The 16,805-nt window shown below is 66.7% G+C and carries 16 protein-coding genes; 8 read left to right on the top strand and 8 right to left on the bottom strand.

All coding sequences use genetic code 11. The annotated features are described in order from the left end of the window. Positions 1-33: 33 nt before the first annotated feature. The 5 genes from gspG to gspD are packed head-to-tail and all read left to right on the top strand — an operon-like array spanning position 34 to position 4,372. Positions 34-504 carry a type II secretion system major pseudopilin GspG gene (gspG, locus tag Q9Q95_RS20090; RefSeq protein WP_306098940.1) on the top strand — a complete coding sequence of 157 codons (471 nt, stop codon included), beginning with the start codon at positions 34-36 and terminating at the stop codon, positions 502-504. 5 nt (positions 505-509) lie between these two features. Beyond that, a complete protein-coding gene (locus Q9Q95_RS20085) occupies positions 510-992 on the top strand; it encodes a prepilin-type N-terminal cleavage/methylation domain-containing protein (protein ID WP_306098939.1) in 483 nt (160 codons plus the stop codon). Further along, entirely contained in the window at positions 992-1,483 is a 492-nt protein-coding gene (gene gspI / locus Q9Q95_RS20080; protein ID WP_306098990.1) for a type II secretion system minor pseudopilin GspI, read from the top strand. Before Q9Q95_RS20085 ends, gspI begins: the two co-directional genes overlap by 1 nt. After that, the gene (locus tag Q9Q95_RS20075) at positions 1,480-2,292 is read left to right on the top strand and encodes a type II secretion system protein N (RefSeq protein WP_306098938.1); all 813 of its coding nucleotides are present in this window, start codon (positions 1,480-1,482) and stop codon (positions 2,290-2,292) included. The genes gspI and Q9Q95_RS20075 overlap by 4 nt, the downstream gene beginning before the upstream one ends. A 10-nt stretch (positions 2,293-2,302) precedes the next feature. Then, positions 2,303-4,372 carry a type II secretion system secretin GspD gene (gene gspD / locus Q9Q95_RS20070; RefSeq protein ID WP_306098937.1) on the top strand — a complete coding sequence of 690 codons (2,070 nt, stop codon included), beginning with the start codon at positions 2,303-2,305 and terminating at the stop codon, positions 4,370-4,372. 400 nt (positions 4,373-4,772) lie between these two features. Here gspD and Q9Q95_RS20065 read toward each other — a convergent pair whose 3' ends face one another. The 4 genes from Q9Q95_RS20065 to Q9Q95_RS20050 all read right to left on the bottom strand — a co-directional run bounded on the left by Q9Q95_RS20065 (position 4,773) and on the right by Q9Q95_RS20050 (position 6,835). Further along, entirely contained in the window at positions 4,773-5,288 is a 516-nt protein-coding gene (locus tag Q9Q95_RS20065; RefSeq protein ID WP_306098936.1) for a hypothetical protein, read from the bottom strand. Between the two features lie 238 nt (positions 5,289-5,526). Continuing rightward, complete coding sequence (locus Q9Q95_RS20060; protein WP_306098935.1) at positions 5,527-5,943, bottom strand: hypothetical protein; 417 nt, start codon at positions 5,941-5,943, stop codon at positions 5,527-5,529. Beyond that, the gene (locus Q9Q95_RS20055) at positions 5,940-6,398 is read right to left on the bottom strand and encodes a hypothetical protein (protein ID WP_306098934.1); all 459 of its coding nucleotides are present in this window, start codon (positions 6,396-6,398) and stop codon (positions 5,940-5,942) included. Before Q9Q95_RS20055 ends, Q9Q95_RS20060 begins: the two co-directional genes overlap by 4 nt. Beyond that, a complete protein-coding gene (locus Q9Q95_RS20050) occupies positions 6,395-6,835 on the bottom strand; it encodes a hypothetical protein (protein ID WP_306098933.1) in 441 nt (146 codons plus the stop codon). The genes Q9Q95_RS20055 and Q9Q95_RS20050 overlap by 4 nt, the downstream gene beginning before the upstream one ends. A gap of 271 nt (positions 6,836-7,106) precedes the next feature. Here Q9Q95_RS20050 and Q9Q95_RS20045 point away from each other — a divergent pair, with 271 nt between their 5' ends. Continuing rightward, the gene (locus tag Q9Q95_RS20045) at positions 7,107-9,554 is read left to right on the top strand and encodes a PhoX family phosphatase (protein WP_306098932.1); all 2,448 of its coding nucleotides are present in this window, start codon (positions 7,107-7,109) and stop codon (positions 9,552-9,554) included. A 76-nt stretch (positions 9,555-9,630) separates the two neighbouring features. Here the strand turns inward: Q9Q95_RS20045 and Q9Q95_RS20040 are convergent, their stop codons facing one another. The 3 genes from Q9Q95_RS20040 to Q9Q95_RS20030 all read right to left on the bottom strand — a co-directional run bounded on the left by Q9Q95_RS20040 (position 9,631) and on the right by Q9Q95_RS20030 (position 12,812). After that, positions 9,631-10,002 carry a hypothetical protein gene (locus tag Q9Q95_RS20040; protein WP_306098931.1) on the bottom strand — a complete coding sequence of 124 codons (372 nt, stop codon included), beginning with the start codon at positions 10,000-10,002 and terminating at the stop codon, positions 9,631-9,633. 81 nt (positions 10,003-10,083) lie between these two features. Further along, positions 10,084-11,394: an amidohydrolase family protein gene (locus Q9Q95_RS20035; RefSeq protein WP_306098989.1), complete on the bottom strand. Its 1,311-nt coding sequence runs from the start codon at positions 11,392-11,394 to the stop codon at positions 10,084-10,086. Next, complete coding sequence (locus Q9Q95_RS20030; protein WP_371876818.1) at positions 11,394-12,812, bottom strand: amidohydrolase; 1,419 nt, start codon at positions 12,810-12,812, stop codon at positions 11,394-11,396. The genes Q9Q95_RS20035 and Q9Q95_RS20030 overlap by 1 nt, the downstream gene beginning before the upstream one ends. 262 nt (positions 12,813-13,074) lie before the next feature. On the opposite strand from Q9Q95_RS20030, the gene Q9Q95_RS20025 reads away from it, so the two are divergent. Both Q9Q95_RS20025 and Q9Q95_RS20020 read left to right on the top strand, forming a co-directional pair. Continuing rightward, complete coding sequence (locus Q9Q95_RS20025) at positions 13,075-15,738, top strand: PAS domain S-box protein (RefSeq protein WP_306098930.1); 2,664 nt, start codon at positions 13,075-13,077, stop codon at positions 15,736-15,738. Between the two features lies 1 nt (position 15,739). Further along, complete coding sequence (locus tag Q9Q95_RS20020; RefSeq protein WP_306098929.1) at positions 15,740-16,354, top strand: response regulator transcription factor; 615 nt, start codon at positions 15,740-15,742, stop codon at positions 16,352-16,354. A gap of 5 nt (positions 16,355-16,359) precedes the next feature. On the opposite strand, the gene Q9Q95_RS20015 is transcribed toward Q9Q95_RS20020, so the two are convergent. Next, a complete protein-coding gene (locus tag Q9Q95_RS20015; protein WP_306098928.1) occupies positions 16,360-16,713 on the bottom strand; it encodes a hypothetical protein in 354 nt (117 codons plus the stop codon). Positions 16,714-16,805: the final 92 nt, after the last annotated feature.

Here is a 16,805-nt window from a genome sequence, read left to right as displayed (position 1 = left end):
GGAAGGACGCATGGGGCGGGGATGCGCATAGTTTTGAAACAGTTTAGTGACATCGCACTGCTTAGGCAGAACAGCAAGCGCCGCACAACTCCCAAGGGCGAGGCCGGCTTCACCTTGCTCGAGATGATGATCGTGCTGGTGATCATCGCGGTCATCGCCGGGCTGGTCACCGTCAACGTGATGGGCCGCCCGGACGAGGCGAAGGCCACAACGACCAAATCCAATATCAGCAGCATCGCCGGCGCGCTGAAGATGTACCGCCTCGACAATGGTGCCTATCCGACCTCCGAACAGGGGCTGAAGGCGCTCGTCGAGCGCCCGACGGCGCCGCCGGTTCCGGGCAGCTGGGCGCAGGGCGGCTATCTTTCGGCGCCCGCGCTCGACGGCTGGCAGAAGCCCTATGACTATCAGTCTGACGGGATGACCTTCACGATCCGCTCGCTCGGCCGCGACGGCAAGCAAGGCGGCGAAGGAGTCGACGCCGATATCGACGGCAAAGGCTGATTTCGGTGCGGGGGGCAGCACGGACCGCGATCGATCGCGACGCGGGCTTCACCCTGCTCGAAATGCTGATCGTGCTCGTCATCATCGCAGTGATGGCCGGCGCGGTCACGCTCGGCATCGGCAGCGTCACCCGCGCGCCGAGCGTCGAGACCGAGGCGCGCCGCCTCGCCACCCGGCTGCAGGCGGCTGCCGACGACGCGATGCTCGGCGATCGGATGATGGCGTTCACCGTCCAGAAGCACGGCTATGGCTTCGCCACGATCGGCGCCGACGGCCAGTTGATCGCGCGCACTGACGACGCGCTGGGCTTCCATCGCCTTCCCGGCGGCATGGTGGTGACGTTGAGCGTGCGGCCGCCGGTGATCCTCGGCGTCGACGGCGCGGGGAGACCGCTTTCCGCAATGGTCGAAAGCGGGTCGCAGCGATGGCTGGTAACCTATGACGGGTTGACTGCGCGCGCGATGCCGGCACCGGCGCCGAAGGCGTGATGCGGGCCTTCGCTCTATTCCTTCATGCCGGACTTGTTCCGGCATCCACCGCGCCTGAGCACGCTGGCGGTGAGGCTGTTACGAGAAGGGCGCCATCTTCGTTCGCGGCCCGGTGGACCCCGGAACAAGTCCGGGGTGACGATAGTGGAGAAGCCGGCTTCTCGCTGATCGAAGCCCTTGTCGCGCTCGCCGTGCTCGCGATCGCCACCGTCGGCCTGATGCGCACCGTCGAATCGCACATCGACTCCACCCGCGGCGTCGAGCGGCGCACCGCGGCGATGTGGGTCGCCGAGAACCGGCTCGCCGAGCTCGAAACCCGAATGCCCGGTGCCGACCAGGTCGAAATGCTCGGCGAGCGATGGCGGATCGCCGTGACCCGGCGCGGCACCGACGATCCCGAAATCCAGCGCGTGCGGATCGAAGTGTTTCCCGCGCGCGCGACCACGCCCCTTGCATCGCTCGACGGCTTCGTGGACGGACGCAAGGGATGAGCACTGCTTTGTCCCTCACCCCGCGCCAGGCGCGCACCGCGCTCGACATCTTCACCGGGCTGGTGGTGCTTTCGGTCGCAGTGGCGCTCGCCGGTCTCACCTGGCGGCTCGCCGGGCATGCCGGCACCGGCGCGATCACGGTGCCGTCGGGCCGCAGCGGCCCGGCCGTCGCGCCGGACATCGCGCCTGCGATCGCCCTTGCGCCGTTCGGAAAGGTGGCGGCGGCCGACGCGTCGCAGGCCACGTCGCTGCCGCTCGAGCTCAAGGGCGTGATCGCCGCCAGCCCCGCCTCGCTTTCGACTGCCTTCATCTCGGTGAGCGGCGCGGCCGCGACGCCGTTTCATGTCGGTGAGGCCGTGAGCGGCGCGACGATCCAGTCGATCCTGCGCGATCGGGTGATCCTCACGGCCGGCGGTCGCAGCGAATATCTCGCTTTCCCCGATCCGACGCTCTCGCCCGAGCAGCGTCAGGCGGCGCAAAACCAGGCCGCGCAGACGCCGCAACCGGGCTCGCCGGTGACCGGTTCGGGCGCGGGCGCCCCGCCCCCGCCCGCCATCCCGCCCTCGGCGAGCACCGCCGGTCTGCTCCAGCGCTTCGACGCGACGCCGGTGAATGGCGGCTTTCGCATCGGCGACAACGGTCCGCCCGGCATGGTCGCGGGCGACGTCATCCAGTCGGTCAACGGGACGTCGCTGAGCGATCCCGCTGCCGCCAACGCCGCCTTCGCCTCCGCGCAGGCGAACGGCAATGCCCAGATCCAGATCCTCCGCGACGGGAAGCGGCTGACGCTTACCGTGCCGCTTCGCTAAAGAGACCCTAGTGCACCAGATTCGCTCCACCCTCGCCGCTCTCGCGCTTGCCGGCATCGCGCTCGACAGCGTCGCCGTCGCGCAGAACGCCGCCGAGCAGGCCCAGCCGGGCGACATCGTGATCAACATGCGCGGAGTCGAGATCGCCGACGTCGCCGATCAGATTTCGCGGATCACCGGCCGCACCCTGATCCTCGATCCGGCGGTGAAAGGTGTCGTCACCGTCACTTCGGCGACGCCGCTATCGCCTTCGGGAGTCTGGGAGCTGTTCCAGTCGGTGCTCCGCGCCAATGGCTTCTCGGCAGTGCGATCGGGCCGTGCGTGGCGCGTGGTGCCCGCGGCCAATGCCGTGCGCGACGGCGGCGTCCCCGGCCGCGCGGCGGGTGGGCAGGAACTCGTCACCCGGATGGTCCGCCTCGCCAACGTGCCCTCGGCCGATGTCGCGCGCGTCATCCGTCCCCTCGTTGCAACCTTCGGCAGCGTCGAGCCGCTGACCAGTCCCAACGCCGTGGTGATCACCGATTATGCCGACAATGTCCGCCGGGTGGAGGCGATCGCCCGCCAGCTCGACGGCGGCAGCGGCGCAACCTTCGCAACGATCACGCTGCGCAACGGCAACGCCGCCGATGTCGCCCAGTCGCTCCAGACCGTTCTCGGCGATCAGCAGGGCGGCACCGGCGCGCGCGTGGCCGCCGACGGCCGCAGCAACACCGTGATCATCCGCGGCACCCCCGCCGCGGTCGCCGAGGCCCGCCGCATCGCCGCGTCGCTCGACCAGCCCGGCGGCGCGACGCCGATCACGCGGATGTTCCGCCTCAATTATGCCGATGCCGAAACCGTGACCGACGTTCTGCGCGGCGTGCTCGGCCAGGGCGAGAGCGCCGACAATCCGATCGCGCGCAGCCTCTCGGGCGCGAACAGCAATCCCTTCGCCCGTTTGAGCGGCGGATCGCAAAACCTCGCGTCGCTTCCCAACAGCGCCGCAGCGACCGGCGCCGGGCTCGGCAATGCGATGCAGGCCGCCAACGCTGCGACCCAGCCGGTGATGCAGAACCAGCCGGCCCAGACGCCGCAGGGATTTTCGACTCCCGATCTGACCGTCCAGCCAGCGCCCGAGCTCAACGCAGTGGTGGTGCGCGGCACCCCGTCCGCGATCGCCTCGATCGAGCAACTGATCACCGATCTCGACGTGCGCCGCCCGCAAGTGCTGATCGAGGCGGCGATTGCCGAGATCACCGGCGACGATGCCGAGGCGCTCGGCGTCCAGCTCGGCACCAACGCCGTGACGCTCCAGCAAGAGGGCGTAGGCACGTCCTTCGATCAGGCGGGAACGTCGCTCGGCACGATCCTGAAGGCACTCAACGTGCCGGCCGGGGCGCTGATCGGCACCGGGCTGACCGGCAACATCAACATCGGCAACGATTTCTCGATCCTCGTCCAGGCTTTGGGCGCGTCGACGCGGGCGAACCTGCTGTCGACCCCGCAGATCACCGTTCTCGATAACGTCCCGGGCGAGTTCGTTTCGGGTCAGAACGTGCCCTTCGTCACCGGATCGGTACTGACCGATTCGACTTCGGTCGCACCCTACACCACGATCGAGCGCAAGGACGTCGGCATCACCTTGCGGGTGCTGCCGCGGATCAATGCCGGCGACACGATCCGGCTGCAGGTCAACCAGGAAGCCTCGTCGATCGCGGCGGCCCAGACCGCCGCCGCCTCCGACCTCGTCACCAATCGCCGCGCGATCAACACCACCGTGCTCGCCGACAATGGCCAGACCATCGTGCTGGGCGGACTGATCACCGACGACCGGCAGGATTCGCGCCAGCAAGTGCCGATCCTCGGCGACATCCCGATCGTCGGCGAATTGTTCAAGAGCCGGCGCGAAACTCGTCAGAAGCGCACCTTGTTCATCTTTCTCAAGCCGACGATCCTGCGCGATCCGGCCGATGCGGCGGCGGCGGCGAAGGACAAATACGCACGCCTGCGCTCCGAGGAGATCGCCAATACGCGCCGCTCCAGCCTGCTGCTCGCGCCGCCCACGCCCCGGCTGACCGTCGAGATCGACGGAATCTACTGAGCCACGCGCGAAAGAACGCTACCTGCAACAGCCGTTAGCCAGTCGCTATCGCACGCGTCGCAGAGCCGAAAGTCTTGGTTTGCGTTACCGCCATCTGGCGGGATGGGATGTCCGCAATGATCGCACGCATCGCTGCGGCCTGACGAATCTATTGCCTCGAGAGTTGCGCCTGGCCGCATGCCACTGCCGCCTTCCCGCTTCGGTGAAGGCATCGAAAGTCTCGTTGAGGCTGATTCTGCCTTACGGTCCTTAATGACTGCTCTCGCCCCAGTTGTTGCCGTTCGTTCACGATCGTAGCGCGCCTTAAGCAGACGCCGAGAGATCATCTGACCGGCATCCGCACCTACGAAACGAAGGCCGTTCACGGCTTCTCACCAGAGAGTCCGACTCGTAGATCCTGTCAGTTCGCTCGATTGTAGACGAGCTTATAGCTAATTGGCGTAGAGAGCAGTGGACTGATAATGGTAGTCTCCTCCACCAACTGTTGCCCAACGCCAAGATACACTGTCGTCCGCTCGATGTCGTCTCCGCGGAATGTTAGCGAAATGGCTTCACCATTCGCTTTTGCCGACACATCGAAAACGAGGCTTTCCACGAGCGTCCACTTGATCGAATCTCCGCCAATCCAAACGACAATAGGTGTTTTGTCATCGTACTTGATCGAGAATCGACTTCCTGAACTCGAAATTCTAAATCTACTTGTAGCAATGGACTTGCGTAGCCTCATGCGAACGAGAGGGCGTTTGGCGTTGGAAACGCCGGCAATAGCGTTCTCGATCGCTTGAAAGGCGGCGTCGCTTCGTTCCGGGTCGCGGACATAGCTGCCAGAAACAATACGTTGCGCCGGGTTCGCTGAGCCTGAGCCAGAGATCAAGATGGCAGCTCCGATCGCCGCCGACAAAGTCCAATGACGCATCACGCTCTCCTCAAATTCCGCTGCGCCGCGACGGGTGTAGGGACGATCCGGCCTAGCGCATAGGTAAGGCCTCGGCTGTCGAATCGAGGGACTTCCTCCCATTTGTCGACGCACGTACTGGCGGAGGGCTGGCTGTATCAAACGGCCGAGCCTCGCGGCCGCCAACTCGATCCGCAAACTCGGAAGCGGACCAGCCGCTCTCCACCCGGAATTAGCCGTCCGTCTACCAGGCGGCTGCTCAACCCGCCGGCAGCGGCACCCGGACGCGTTGCGCGCCGCGGGTGAAGAACGCGGCGTCGATCGCGAGGCCGGCGAGCTGCCAGCCGTCGACGCTCTCGCCGATTTGCAGGGCCCGTGTCGTACCCTCGGCAGTGCGCACCAGCGCCACCGCGTCCGCGCCGAGCCGGCCGACGACTCCCACCAGCGCCGGCGCGTCGCCGGGCAACGCCGCTTCCTCCGCCTCGGCCGCGCCGAACAGCGACCGTTCATAAGCGGCAGCGAGCGGCGGCGGCGCCGCGGGCGCCGCGAGCGGGGTCGAAGGCGATGCGATCGCGGCGGGCTGGTTCGGCGCGTTCCCGCGCGGGACGAGCAGCGCCAGCGGCATCAGCACGGCGAATCCGCCGGCAAGACCGAGCGCGGTGCGGCGCGCGCTCATTGCACCGCCACCGCTTCGGCGGCTAGCCGGACGCCGTCCGCCACCGGTTCGATCGACCAGCGGCGAAATCGCATCAGCGGCTGCTCGCGCTCGAAGGCGTCCGCGAGCGCGAGTACGGCCTTTTCCGCTCCCGAAACCCGCACCCGCAGCGCCGCCAGCCCGTCGGGCGCCTCGATGCCGTTGGTCTCCTCGACCAGCACGCCGCCCGCCCTGGCCAGCCGCTGGAGCCGCGCCATCATCGCTGCCCGTGCCGCCGCCGGATCGGGCGCGGCGAGCGCCAGACCGTCGGCGACGATCGGCGCGCGTCGTTCGGGCAATGCCGCAGCCTGAACGAGTTGCGCGCGGGCGGCACGGGCGGCGGCGAGGTCGCCCAACGCCTTGCCCGTCATCGGCGCGAGCAAGGCAAGCGCGAGCAGCCCCGCTCCCGCTCCCGATGCGAGTGGCGGTACTCTCACGGCGTGGTCCCCGCAAAGGTGACGATCATCTTCGTGTCGGCCTGCCGCTGCCCGGTGTTGCGCAATCGCATGAATGCCGGTGCGCGACGCAGCGCGCCGCGAAGCTTGTCCGGGTCGGCGGCGGCCACGTCGATCTCGACCGCTCCTTGCGCGGTGCGCCCGGCACGGACCAGCGTCGCATCGGCAGGAAGCGCGCGAGCCAGCGCCTCGATCGTGGATCCCAGGGTCGGGCGGCGTAGCACTGCGTCGATCTGCCCGCGCGCCTCGGTCGCCGCCTTGGCCGCTGCGATGCGCGGGGCTGCATCGCGCTCGATCCTTTTCGCCGCCACGCGCTGCTGGACGGTCAGCAGCTTTGCCCCGGCGATCGTCAGCAACGGCCCGGCCACGATCAGCGCCGCAACGAGCGCAGCGACGCCGCCGTCGGACCATTGCGTCATGCCCGGCTTCGCACCGGCCGGCCGGGGACGGGCCGCAAACGCGGCCAGCCGGTGCGCGAGGCTCGGCGCAGGAGCGGAGGTTTCGGGATCGGGACTGCCGGGGTGCATGACGCCCGTCGATTAGCCGCTGCGACGGCCAAGGGCAAAGCGTCACAAACCGGTCCGCGAAGAGTCATCGCCCTGCCATCCCAATTCCATCACCCGGTAAAGCAGCCCTTCCAAAGGCGATGTGCGCCGGGTCGCGACGGACCCGCATGCCTGGGGGATTTCCATGAACGACCTGACGTCCAATGCCTTCGGCTATACCGATGGCGACACCGACACCAACCACAGCAGCGAAATCACGCTGAACGAACTCGCCGCACGCCGCCTCTCGCGGCGCCAGACGCTGCGCGGCGGTTCGGCGATCGTCGCGGCTACGCTCGGCGGATCGGTGCTTGCCGCCTGCGATTCGAACAATGACAGCGCGAGCAACCCTGCACCGACCGTCAGTGCCGGCGCCGCGGCGACGACCAACGCCGGGCGGGTCGTCACGCTCACCGGTACTGCGAGCGACGCCGCAGCGGTGTCGTGGACGCAGACCGGCGGCCCCGCCGTCACGCTCACCGGCGCGGTCGGCAACACCGCCACGTTCCTCGCGCCCAGCGTGGCGAGCGCCACGGTACTCACCTTCCAATTCGCCGCCGCGAATGGCTCGACCGTCACCACCGCGACGACGACGGTCACCGTCAATCCCGCGCAGCTCGGCTTCACCGCGGTCGCCAAGAACAGGCTCGACGTCGTCAGCGTGCCCGCGGGCTATAAGGTCCAGGTGGTCAACCGTCTCGGCGATCCGATCGCGGCGGGCGTGCCGGCGTTCAAGAATGACGGCACCGACACCAATTTCGCCCAACGCATCGGCGATCACGGCGACGCGCTGCAATGGTTCGGGCTGAGTTCGGCCGGCGCGCGCGACGATGCGAGCTCGACCCGCGGACTGCTGGTGCAGAACCATGAAAACATCACCCAGAAATATCTCCACCCGACGGGCGCAACGGGCAGCCCTCGTTCCGAGGCCGAAGCGATCAAGGAGATCGAGTGCCACGGCGTGAGCGTCACCGAAGTCTCGGAAGGTGCCAATCGCGCCTGGTCGATGGCGCAGGCGAGCAGCTTCAACCGCCGTATCACGCCCAACACGCCGATGGCCTTCAATGGTCCGGTGCGGGGTACCGATTTCCTCAAGACCCTGTTCTCGCCGACCGGCGTCGCCGGGCGCGGCACCGTCAACAACTGCGCCAATGGCGTCACGCCCTGGGCGACCAACCTGACCTGCGAAGAGAATTGGGCAGGCTATTTCCGTCGCAGCGGCGACGCCGTCCGCACCGCGAAGGAAACCACCGCGCTCGCCCGTTACGGCGTCTCGCCGACCGCGGGCGGCAGCTATGGCTGGTCGACCGTGGTTCCCGCCGACGCCGCCGATACCCGCTTCCGCCGCTGGGATGCGCGCGCGAGCGGCGCCTCGGCGACCGACGATTTCCGCAACGAACCCAACCAGTTCGGCTGGGTGGTCGAGATCGACCCGTACAATGCCGCCTCGACGCCGCGGAAGCGCACCGCGCTCGGACGTCTCGGTCATGAAGGCGCCTGGCCCGGCCTGTTCGTCGCCGGCCGCAAGCCGGCCTGGTACATGGGCGACGATTCGCAGCGCGAATATATGTACAAGTTCGTCTCGAACACGGCCTGGGTCGCGGCCGATGCCACCGCTGCCGATCGCCTCGCGATGGGCGACAAATATCTCGACGCGGGCACGCTCTACGTGGCCAAGTTCAATGCCGACGGATCGGGCAACTGGATCCCGCTGGTGTTCGGCCAAAACGGCATCACCGCCGCCAATCCCGCTTATGCGTTCAGCGATCAGGCCGATGTGCTGGTTCATCCGCGCCTCGCTGCCGATGTGGTCGGTGCGACGCCGATGGACCGGCCCGAATGGACGGCGGTGAATCCGGCGACCGGCGAGGTCTATCTGACGCTCACCAACGGCAGCAGCCGCGCGCTCAACCTGACCGACGCCGCCAATCCGCGCCACTACAACGACCCCAAGGGCGGCGCGGCGCAGACCGGCAATCCCAACGGCCACATCATCCGACTGCGCGAGACCGGCAACACCACCGAAGCGACCGGCTTCACCTGGGACATCTATGCCTTTGGTGCGGGCGTCGACCTCGATCCGGCGAACGTCAACCTGTCGGGCCTGACCGCGGACAACGACTTTTCCAGCCCCGACGGTCTGTGGTTCGGGCGCCCGAGCAATGCCTCGGGCCAGGTCAAGCCGTTGCTGTGGATCCAGACCGACGACGGCGCCTATACCGACGTCACCAACTGCATGATGCTGGCCGCGATGCCGGGAACGGTGGGCGATGGCGGCGCGCGCACCATCACCAACACTGCGGTCGGCGGTGCGACGGCGACGCAGGCAACGCGCGTCGGTGCGGCGCCGGGTGCCACTCTCAAGCGCTTCCTCGTCGGTCCGGTGGACTGCGAGATCACCGGCGTCGACACCACGCCCGACGGCCGTACCCTGTTCGTCGGCATCCAGCATCCGGGCGATGGCGGCACGGTCGCGGCACCGGGCGGTCACTGGCCCGAAAGCCAGGCGACCGGCACCGCCGGCGCCACCGTGCGTCCGCGCTCGGCAGTCGCAGTGATCACCAAGGATGACGGCGGCGTGATCGCGCTCTGAAGTTCGGCGAACCTTCGGCCCGACCGGGGAGGCGCCGCGAGGCGCCTCCCCTTTTCTTTGCGATCCCCGGGGTTCGTTACCGGTCGGTACGGCTGACGATATTGGCGGTGCCGTCGGGCGTGATGCTGATCATGTGCGCGGTCTTGTCGGAGCAATTGACGCGCCACAGCGGCTTGCCGTCCTGATCGGGAAGCCGCTCGGACGATGTGACCGACTGGCACTCGATATCGGCATCGAGCAGCGCGCGAATGAACATCGCGTTGCGCTGGCGATCGGACAATGCGAACACTTGCGCGATCGCATTCTCCCCGCCCGCCACGTTGCCGACGGCGTTCGCCTCGGCTTCCGCATTGGCCACGACTTCATTGGCAGCGCCGCGGTCGCCCGCGGATCCGCATCCGGCCAGCGTCAGCGCCAGGAGCGACGGCAAAACAATGCGCTTCGTCATTTACAGCTCTCCCATTCGCCGCCGCCGAGGCGACGTGCCGCCAATGCTGCACCGATCGGCGAGGTTCCGCAACGATCAGCGTCAGTGCTGATAGGCCTTGGGCAATGGCCCTTCCCTGGGATCCCAATAGCGGTCGCGCAGCCGGGTCTGGCGGCTGGTCATCGGTTGCTCGACGCCGTCGATGAACACATTGACCGCCGAGCTGCCGATCTCGAGCGGATCGCCGTCCCAAATCACCACGTCGCCGCGCCGGCCCGGCTTTAACGAGCCGAATTCGCCGCCCATTCCCAATGCCTCGGCGGGACGCGAGGTGATCGCCGCGAACGCCTCGCCCCAGCTGAGCCCGCTCGCACCGGGCAATTTGCCCAAGGCGACGAGGTTGCCGGCATATTGCTTTTCCCAGCGCGCCTGGCGGGCCTCGTCCTGGTTGATCGTGCCGATCCCGACGAGCACGCCCGCCGCCTTCATCCGCCCGATATTCGATTGGGTCGCGGCGAGCTGCTCGAAGCTCTCGGGCAAATCGGCGAGCGCCGAAGCGATCACCGGCACCCCCGCGGCGGCGATTTCGCGCGCAACGGTCCAGCCCTCGGTCACGCCGACCAGCACCAGCCGCAGCGCCGGCGCTTCCTTCTTGAGCGCGAGCACCGTCAGGATATCCGATCCGCGCTCGACATGGACCAGCAACGGCACGCGCCCTTGCACCACCGGCACCAGCGCCTCGGCATCGGCGCGGGTCAACAGCGCATCCTTGCCGCGATCGGCGAAGCCCGCCGGACTGCGGATATAATCGCGCACCTCGAACAGAACGTTCTTGAGCATCGCATAAGCGGCAGGCCGGCTGCCCCCTGCGGCGCGTGCGCCCGCCTCGCCATATTCCATGAACTGGAAGGCCCGCGGCGTGGTGACCGAATCCATGTCGGCGCCGAGATCGATGATCGCCCCCTGCCCGGCGAAGATCGAACCGTTGCTGTTGTCGGGCGCGACCACGGCGCGCGTGACGCCCTCGAGCCGGTTGATCGCCAGCGGACTGCTCCTAGGATTCACTGCCGGCGCCACGTCGAGCGCGGCGTTGAACGGCGAGCTTCCCGCCGACACGTCGTTGGTGCCCGAAACCGCGTCGACCTCGACGATCCCCATCCGGGTGAACCCGGCGAAGATGCCCGGGGTCACCCAGCGCCCGCCGGCATCGACCACGCGCGCACCCGCCGGCACCGCGACGACGCCCGTCCCCGCCGCGACGACGCGGCCGCCCTGAACTACCACGGTGCCGCCTTCGACCGGACCGGAGCCGTCGCCCACGACGAGCCTGGCATTGGTGATCACCACGGTCTGCGCAGCGGCGGGAGCAGCGATGGCGAGCATCGCGCTCGCCGAGAGAAGCAGCTTGTTGATCACTTCACGTCCCCCTCGCCCGGCTGGCCGAGCTCGAAATCGGATACCGGCCGCAGCTTCGGATTGTTGGCGTCGTAGAGCAAAGCCCCGTCGACCCACACCATTTGCGGCCGGGTGTAGACGCTGAACGGGTTGCCATTCCACAGCACGACATCGGCCATCTTGCCGGGCTTGAGGCTGCCGGTCCTGTCGGCGATTCCCAGCGCCCTGGCCGGGTTGATCGCCAGCCAGCGCCACGCCGCCGCCTCGGAGATGTCGAAGCCCGCCTTGCGCCCCGAGGCACGCGCCTTGGCGACTTCCTGATTGAGCCGCTGGATGCCGTTCTGATCGTCCGAATGGATCATCGCGCACGCGCCTTCCTTTTCGAGGATGGCGAGGTTCTCGTTGACCGCGTCATAGGCTTCCATCTTGAAGCCGTACCAATCGGCCCAGACCGCGGCGCAGATGTTGTTGGCCTTGAGCAGGTCGGCGATCTTGTACGCCTCGACCGCGTGGTGGAACGCCGTCACCTGGTAGCCGAACTCCCTGGCCATATCCATGACGACCGCCATCTCGTCGGCGCGGTAGCAATGGTTCTGGACGAGGATCTCGCCCTCGAGCACGCCGCGCAACGTATCCATCGCGATGTCGCGGGCCGGCGGTTCGCCGCCCTTGTCCTCATACTTGTCCCAGCGGCGCTTATATTCGACTGCCTTGGCCCAGGTCTGGCGGTCGATGGCGATGTTGCCCATCCGCGTCGCCGGCGCGCGGCCCTTGCCGCCATAGACGCGCTTGGGATTCTCGCCGCACGCCATCTTGAGGCCATAGGGCGCGCCGGGGAACTTCATCCCCTGCATGGTGCGCGCATAGACGTTCTTCACCGTCACCGATCGCCCGCCGAACAGATTGGCCGATCCGGGCAGGATCTGCAGCGTGGTCACCCCGCCATTGGTGAGCGCACGCGCGAAGCCGGGATCCTGTGGCCACACGCTGTGCTCGGCCCAGACCTCTGCGGTGACCGGGGACGTCATCTCGTTGCCGTCCGACAGCGCCTCGACGCCCGGCGAGGGATAGTCGCCGAGATGGCTGTGGATGTCGATCACGCCGGGCGTGAGATATTTGCCGCGCCCGTCGATCACCGTCACGCCGGCTTCCGCGGTCAACGTTTGCCCCACCTCGACGATCTTGCCGTCACGGAACAGCACCGCGCCATTGTCGATCCGCCCGCCCTCGCCGTCGAAGATCGTGACGTTGGTCACGAGGGTCGGCGCACCGGGATAGGCGCGATAGGTCGAGGGGAAAGGATCGTGCGAATATCCCTTGCCTCTGCCGGGGCCCCTGGCTGCCGGCTCGGAAGAGGTGCTCTGCGCCCTGCTGGCGCTTTCCGCGCAGCCCGCCAGCGCAAGCGCGCCGGCGAGGATCAAGACCGGTCGAAACAAGCGCGATTCCTTCCCTGTTCGTTGCGCACGCGGCGCGCGTCTTGATCGTGGCAAACAGAAAATTTAGCAAGCGCCAGCTTCATGATTGAAATACCATGGAAAAATTAGACGCAGACAATAACTGGCCATCGTGGACGTATGGAGCTTTCCACAACGAATTATTCAGTGTTAAGGCAGGGGCGCTTCGCTTTTACCCTGTACAGGGGCAGGTATTTTGCGAGTGAGTAACAGTTCCGGTGCGCGGGCCGAGAGCCGGTCGCACATGTCCAGAAGTGTCGCGACAGGCCTTGTTGCGCTTGCGGCTTTGTGCAGCCTGCTTTCTCTCGCCGGATGGGTTTTCGACATCCCCGTGCTGCGAGGGTTCGGCCTCGACGGAACCCCGATCTGGCCGCTGACCGCCATCGGGTTTTTGTGCCTCTCCTTAGGATTTCTCGCATCGATCGACGGCCGGGACAATTTGGCCGCGGCGCTGTGGCTGGTTCCCGCGGCTTTGGCGGTGCTCGCACTTTCGCAGACGTTTCTCGGGCTCGATTTCGGTGTCGACTTGTTGCTCTTCGGCAAATTGATCTCGCTGCACGAGGCTACGAATCCGGGCCGTCCGGGAATAAATTCCAGCATCATCTTTTTGATCCTCGCCACCGCCGGCTATGGTGCGCGCGTTCGCAACTGGTTCTCGGGCGAAGCCGGCACGGCATTCGCGGTGCTGGCGCTCGGCCTGGTCGGCGTAGCAGGCATCATGACCGCCTTCACGCCGCCGGGAAGTCTCGCGACGCGTCTCTTCTCGGTGTCTCTGCCATCGGCCTTCGCCACGTTCTGCCTGGCGCTTGCCCTGTTCCTGCTGCACAGCAACCTCGAATGGGTGCGCCTGCTCATGCGGCGCGGCGAGGACTGGCGCTCCATCCGCATCTTGCTGCCGACCGCGGTGATCCTGCCGATCGTTCCTTCGCTGCTCGAACAGGCGCTGGGCCAACGGGTGCCGCTGCCGCCGATTGCAATCGAGGGGCTGGTTGCCCTCGCGAACATCCTGATCGTCGGCTTCGTCGTATATTGGGCGATTATCAGAGTGGCGCGTGGTCAGGCCACGATGGTCGAACTGAGCGAGGCGCTCGAGCAGAGCACCGTGGTGCTGACCAATGCCGAGGGCGACATCACCCATTGGTCGCGCGGATGCGAGCAGCTCTATGGCTGGACTTCGGCCGAAGCCCTCGGACGGAACAAATATATGCTGCTTCGTTCGCAGTGCCGACTCGATCCGGGCGCCCATGGCGCGCGCTTCGAGGACGGCCAGGAACTGCTCGAGATCTGCCGCGACGACCGCGAGATTTCGGTACTCGAGACCATCGACCAGGTCGAGATTCCCGGCCGGCCGCCGGTCCTCGTCCTCAAGGTCACCGACATCACCCAGCGCGTCGCCGCGATCGAGGCGTTGAAGGTGAGCGAGGAACGGCTGGCGGTCGCCGCCTCGGCGCACGAGCTCGGCATCTTCGAATGGGACGTCCGGACCGGCAGGCTCGAATGGTCGCCGGGAACCGAGCAACGCCTCGGTCTCGTGCCGGGCACCATCACCGATTTCGAGAAATGGCGCGCGCAGGTCGAGCCCGAGGACGTGCAGCGCATCCTCGACACCGTCGCGCGTACCGTGCGCGACCGCTCCGACAAGTTCAGCTATCGTTACCGCTTCCTCCAGCCGCAGGGCGGAATTCGCGCGGTCGAAGGCTCGTCGCGCGCCTTTTACGACGCCGAAGGCAATCTGCTGCGCACGGTGGGCGTGATCCTCGACGTGACCGAGCGCGAGGAGCGCGAGGCGGCGCTGCGCCGGCGCGAGGCGCAGCTCCGCTCGGTGCTGGAGACGGTGCCCGACGCGATGGTGGTGATCGACCAGAACAGCACTATCCTCCAGTTCAGCTCGGCCGCCGAAGCGTTATGGGGCTATCGCGCGACCGACGTGCTCGGCCGCCCGGCGACGATGCTGGTGCCGGCGGAGCGACGGGCGATCCACATGGCCACGCTCAACCGCTTTCTGGAGACCGGCCACGGGATCATCGGCGAGGTTCTGAGCGGTACCGCCGAAGCGGCGGACGGACGCAAATTCCCCATCGAGATCCGCACCGGCGTCGCGCAGAGCGACGGCCAGACGCTGCTGACCTGCTTCGTGCGCAATCTTTCGGAACAGCTCGCCACCGAGGAACGGTTGAGCGAACTCAGCGCCGAGATCGCACATGTCTCCCGCCAGAGCGCGATGAGCGAGCTGGCCGCCGACCTCGCGCACGAGCTCAACCAGCCGCTGAGCGCCACCTCAAACTTCCTCGCCGCCGCACGGATGCTCATCGAGCGCGGCGAAGGCACCGACCGCGTCGTCGATCTGCTGCGCATGGGATCGGAACAGACCCAGCGCGCCGGCGAGATCATCCGTCGGATGCGCGCATTCATGGCGCGCGGTGAAGTCGAGATGCGGACCGAATCGGTCGACCGGACCGTCCGCGATGCGGTCGATCTCGTGCTGGTCGGGACCGGACAATTTCACATCCGCGTAAACTATGAACTTGATGTCGAAGCGCCCTTTATTTTCGCTGATCGAATTCAAGTACAGCAAGTTCTGGTTAACCTTCTTCGCAACTCCATGGAAGCGCTGCGAACTTCCGGCAAACAGGAACGCCTCATCACTATTTCTTCGCACAAGTTGAGCGAGCAGATGATCGAAATAGCGGTCCGCGATTCTGGACCCGGAATTCCCCCTCATGTGTTGGAGCATCTGTTCTCTCGCTTCACCACCACCAAAGGTAACGGAGGCGGAATGGGTATTGGACTTTCGATCAGCAAGCGTATCATCGAAGCACATGGCGGGACATTGAGTGCCGACAACCGGCCCGAGGGAGGAGCTAGCTTCCGCTTCACCCTGCCTGCCGTAGAGGAGGGTGTAGAATAGGATGAGCAGAACGATCTACATCGTGGACGACGACGATGCCGTCCGCGCATCGCTCCATAGTCTGTTGTCGGTGCGCCAGGATCTTATCGTCCGCGGCTTTCGGTCCGGCGACGCTTTCCTCCAGGATGTGAATGAACTCGATCCGGGCGTGCTGCTGCTCGACTTCCACATGCCCGGCGCCACCGGCCTCGACGTGCTGACCGCGCTGGACGGCAGTCCGCGCTTCGTCCCGATCGTGCTCACCGGCCAGGGCAATGTCGGGCTCGCCGTACAGGCGATGAAGGCCGGCGCGCTCGATTTCGTCGAGAAGCCCTATGAGGCCGAGACCTTGCTCCAGCTGATCGACAATGCCTTTTCCCGGCTGGAAGAGGATAATGAGGCAGCGGCGCGGGTCAACGCGGCCGAGACCAAGATCGCCAAGCTCAGCCCGCGCGAGACCGACGTTCTCAAGGGTCTGATCGAAGGGCGGTCGAACAAGATCATCGCCTATGAACTCGACATCAGTCCGCGGACGGTCGAGATCTATCGCGCAAATCTGATGGAGAAGCTCGAGGTACGCAGCCTGTCGGAAGCGCTGCGCATCGCTTTCGCGGCGGGGCTGTTCCCGAAGAGCTGAGCCGCTCAGCCTTCGCCCCGCCAATCCGACACCAATCGGGTCAAGGCGGCGGCATCGCCGGGAGCGAGGTAGAGGAGGCGCGGGTCTTCGCTCGTCGCCGCGGCGTCGTGCGTCAATACGACGATCCTGCTCCACTGCGGGTCGCAGAGCAGCGCGGCAGCGCCATCGGGATGCGCGTCGATCGCCGCCCGATCGGTGATCAGCATCGCTGCCGTGCCGCGTAGCGATGCCGGGTGACGTTCGTCGAAATGCTGGGCGGTGCACATGTTGGCGCCGCTCATCGCCAACCGCGCAACCAGCGTGCTGCGAACGGCGGCTTCGCGCACGATCACCACGACAAGCGGATCACTCCCGGGCACAGGCGCCCTCCGGTCAGGCCCGTCGACTTGCTCGCGGGCGTGCAAAGCTAATGCGGCGTGCATCACAGGATCAGTCAGGTCTTGTACCTAGA

It is taken from the genome of Sphingomonas sp. DG1-23 (assembly GCF_030730875.1).
GTDB lineage: Bacteria > Pseudomonadota > Alphaproteobacteria > Sphingomonadales > Sphingomonadaceae > Sphingomonas.
Note: the sequence above shows the minus strand (reverse complement) of the source record. Positions and strands in the feature narration are given on the sequence as shown.

Coding starts and splice junctions, on each gene's coding strand:
- gspI (WP_306098990.1), top strand. CDS start 992: ATGCGGGCCTTCGCTCTATTCCTTCATGCCGGACTTGTTCCGGCATCC.
- Q9Q95_RS20075 (WP_306098938.1), top strand. CDS start 1,480: ATGAGCACTGCTTTGTCCCTCACCCCGCGCCAGGCGCGCACCGCGCTC.
- Q9Q95_RS20065 (WP_306098936.1), bottom strand. CDS start 5,288: ATGCGTCATTGGACTTTGTCGGCGGCGATCGGAGCTGCCATCTTGATC.
- Q9Q95_RS20060 (WP_306098935.1), bottom strand. CDS start 5,943: ATGAGCGCGCGCCGCACCGCGCTCGGTCTTGCCGGCGGATTCGCCGTG.
- Q9Q95_RS20050 (WP_306098933.1), bottom strand. CDS start 6,835: ATGACGCAATGGTCCGACGGCGGCGTCGCTGCGCTCGTTGCGGCGCTG.
- Q9Q95_RS20045 (WP_306098932.1), top strand. CDS start 7,107: ATGAACGACCTGACGTCCAATGCCTTCGGCTATACCGATGGCGACACC.
- Q9Q95_RS20040 (WP_306098931.1), bottom strand. CDS start 10,002: ATGACGAAGCGCATTGTTTTGCCGTCGCTCCTGGCGCTGACGCTGGCC.
- Q9Q95_RS20025 (WP_306098930.1), top strand. CDS start 13,075: ATGTCCAGAAGTGTCGCGACAGGCCTTGTTGCGCTTGCGGCTTTGTGC.
- Q9Q95_RS20020 (WP_306098929.1), top strand. CDS start 15,740: ATGAGCAGAACGATCTACATCGTGGACGACGACGATGCCGTCCGCGCA.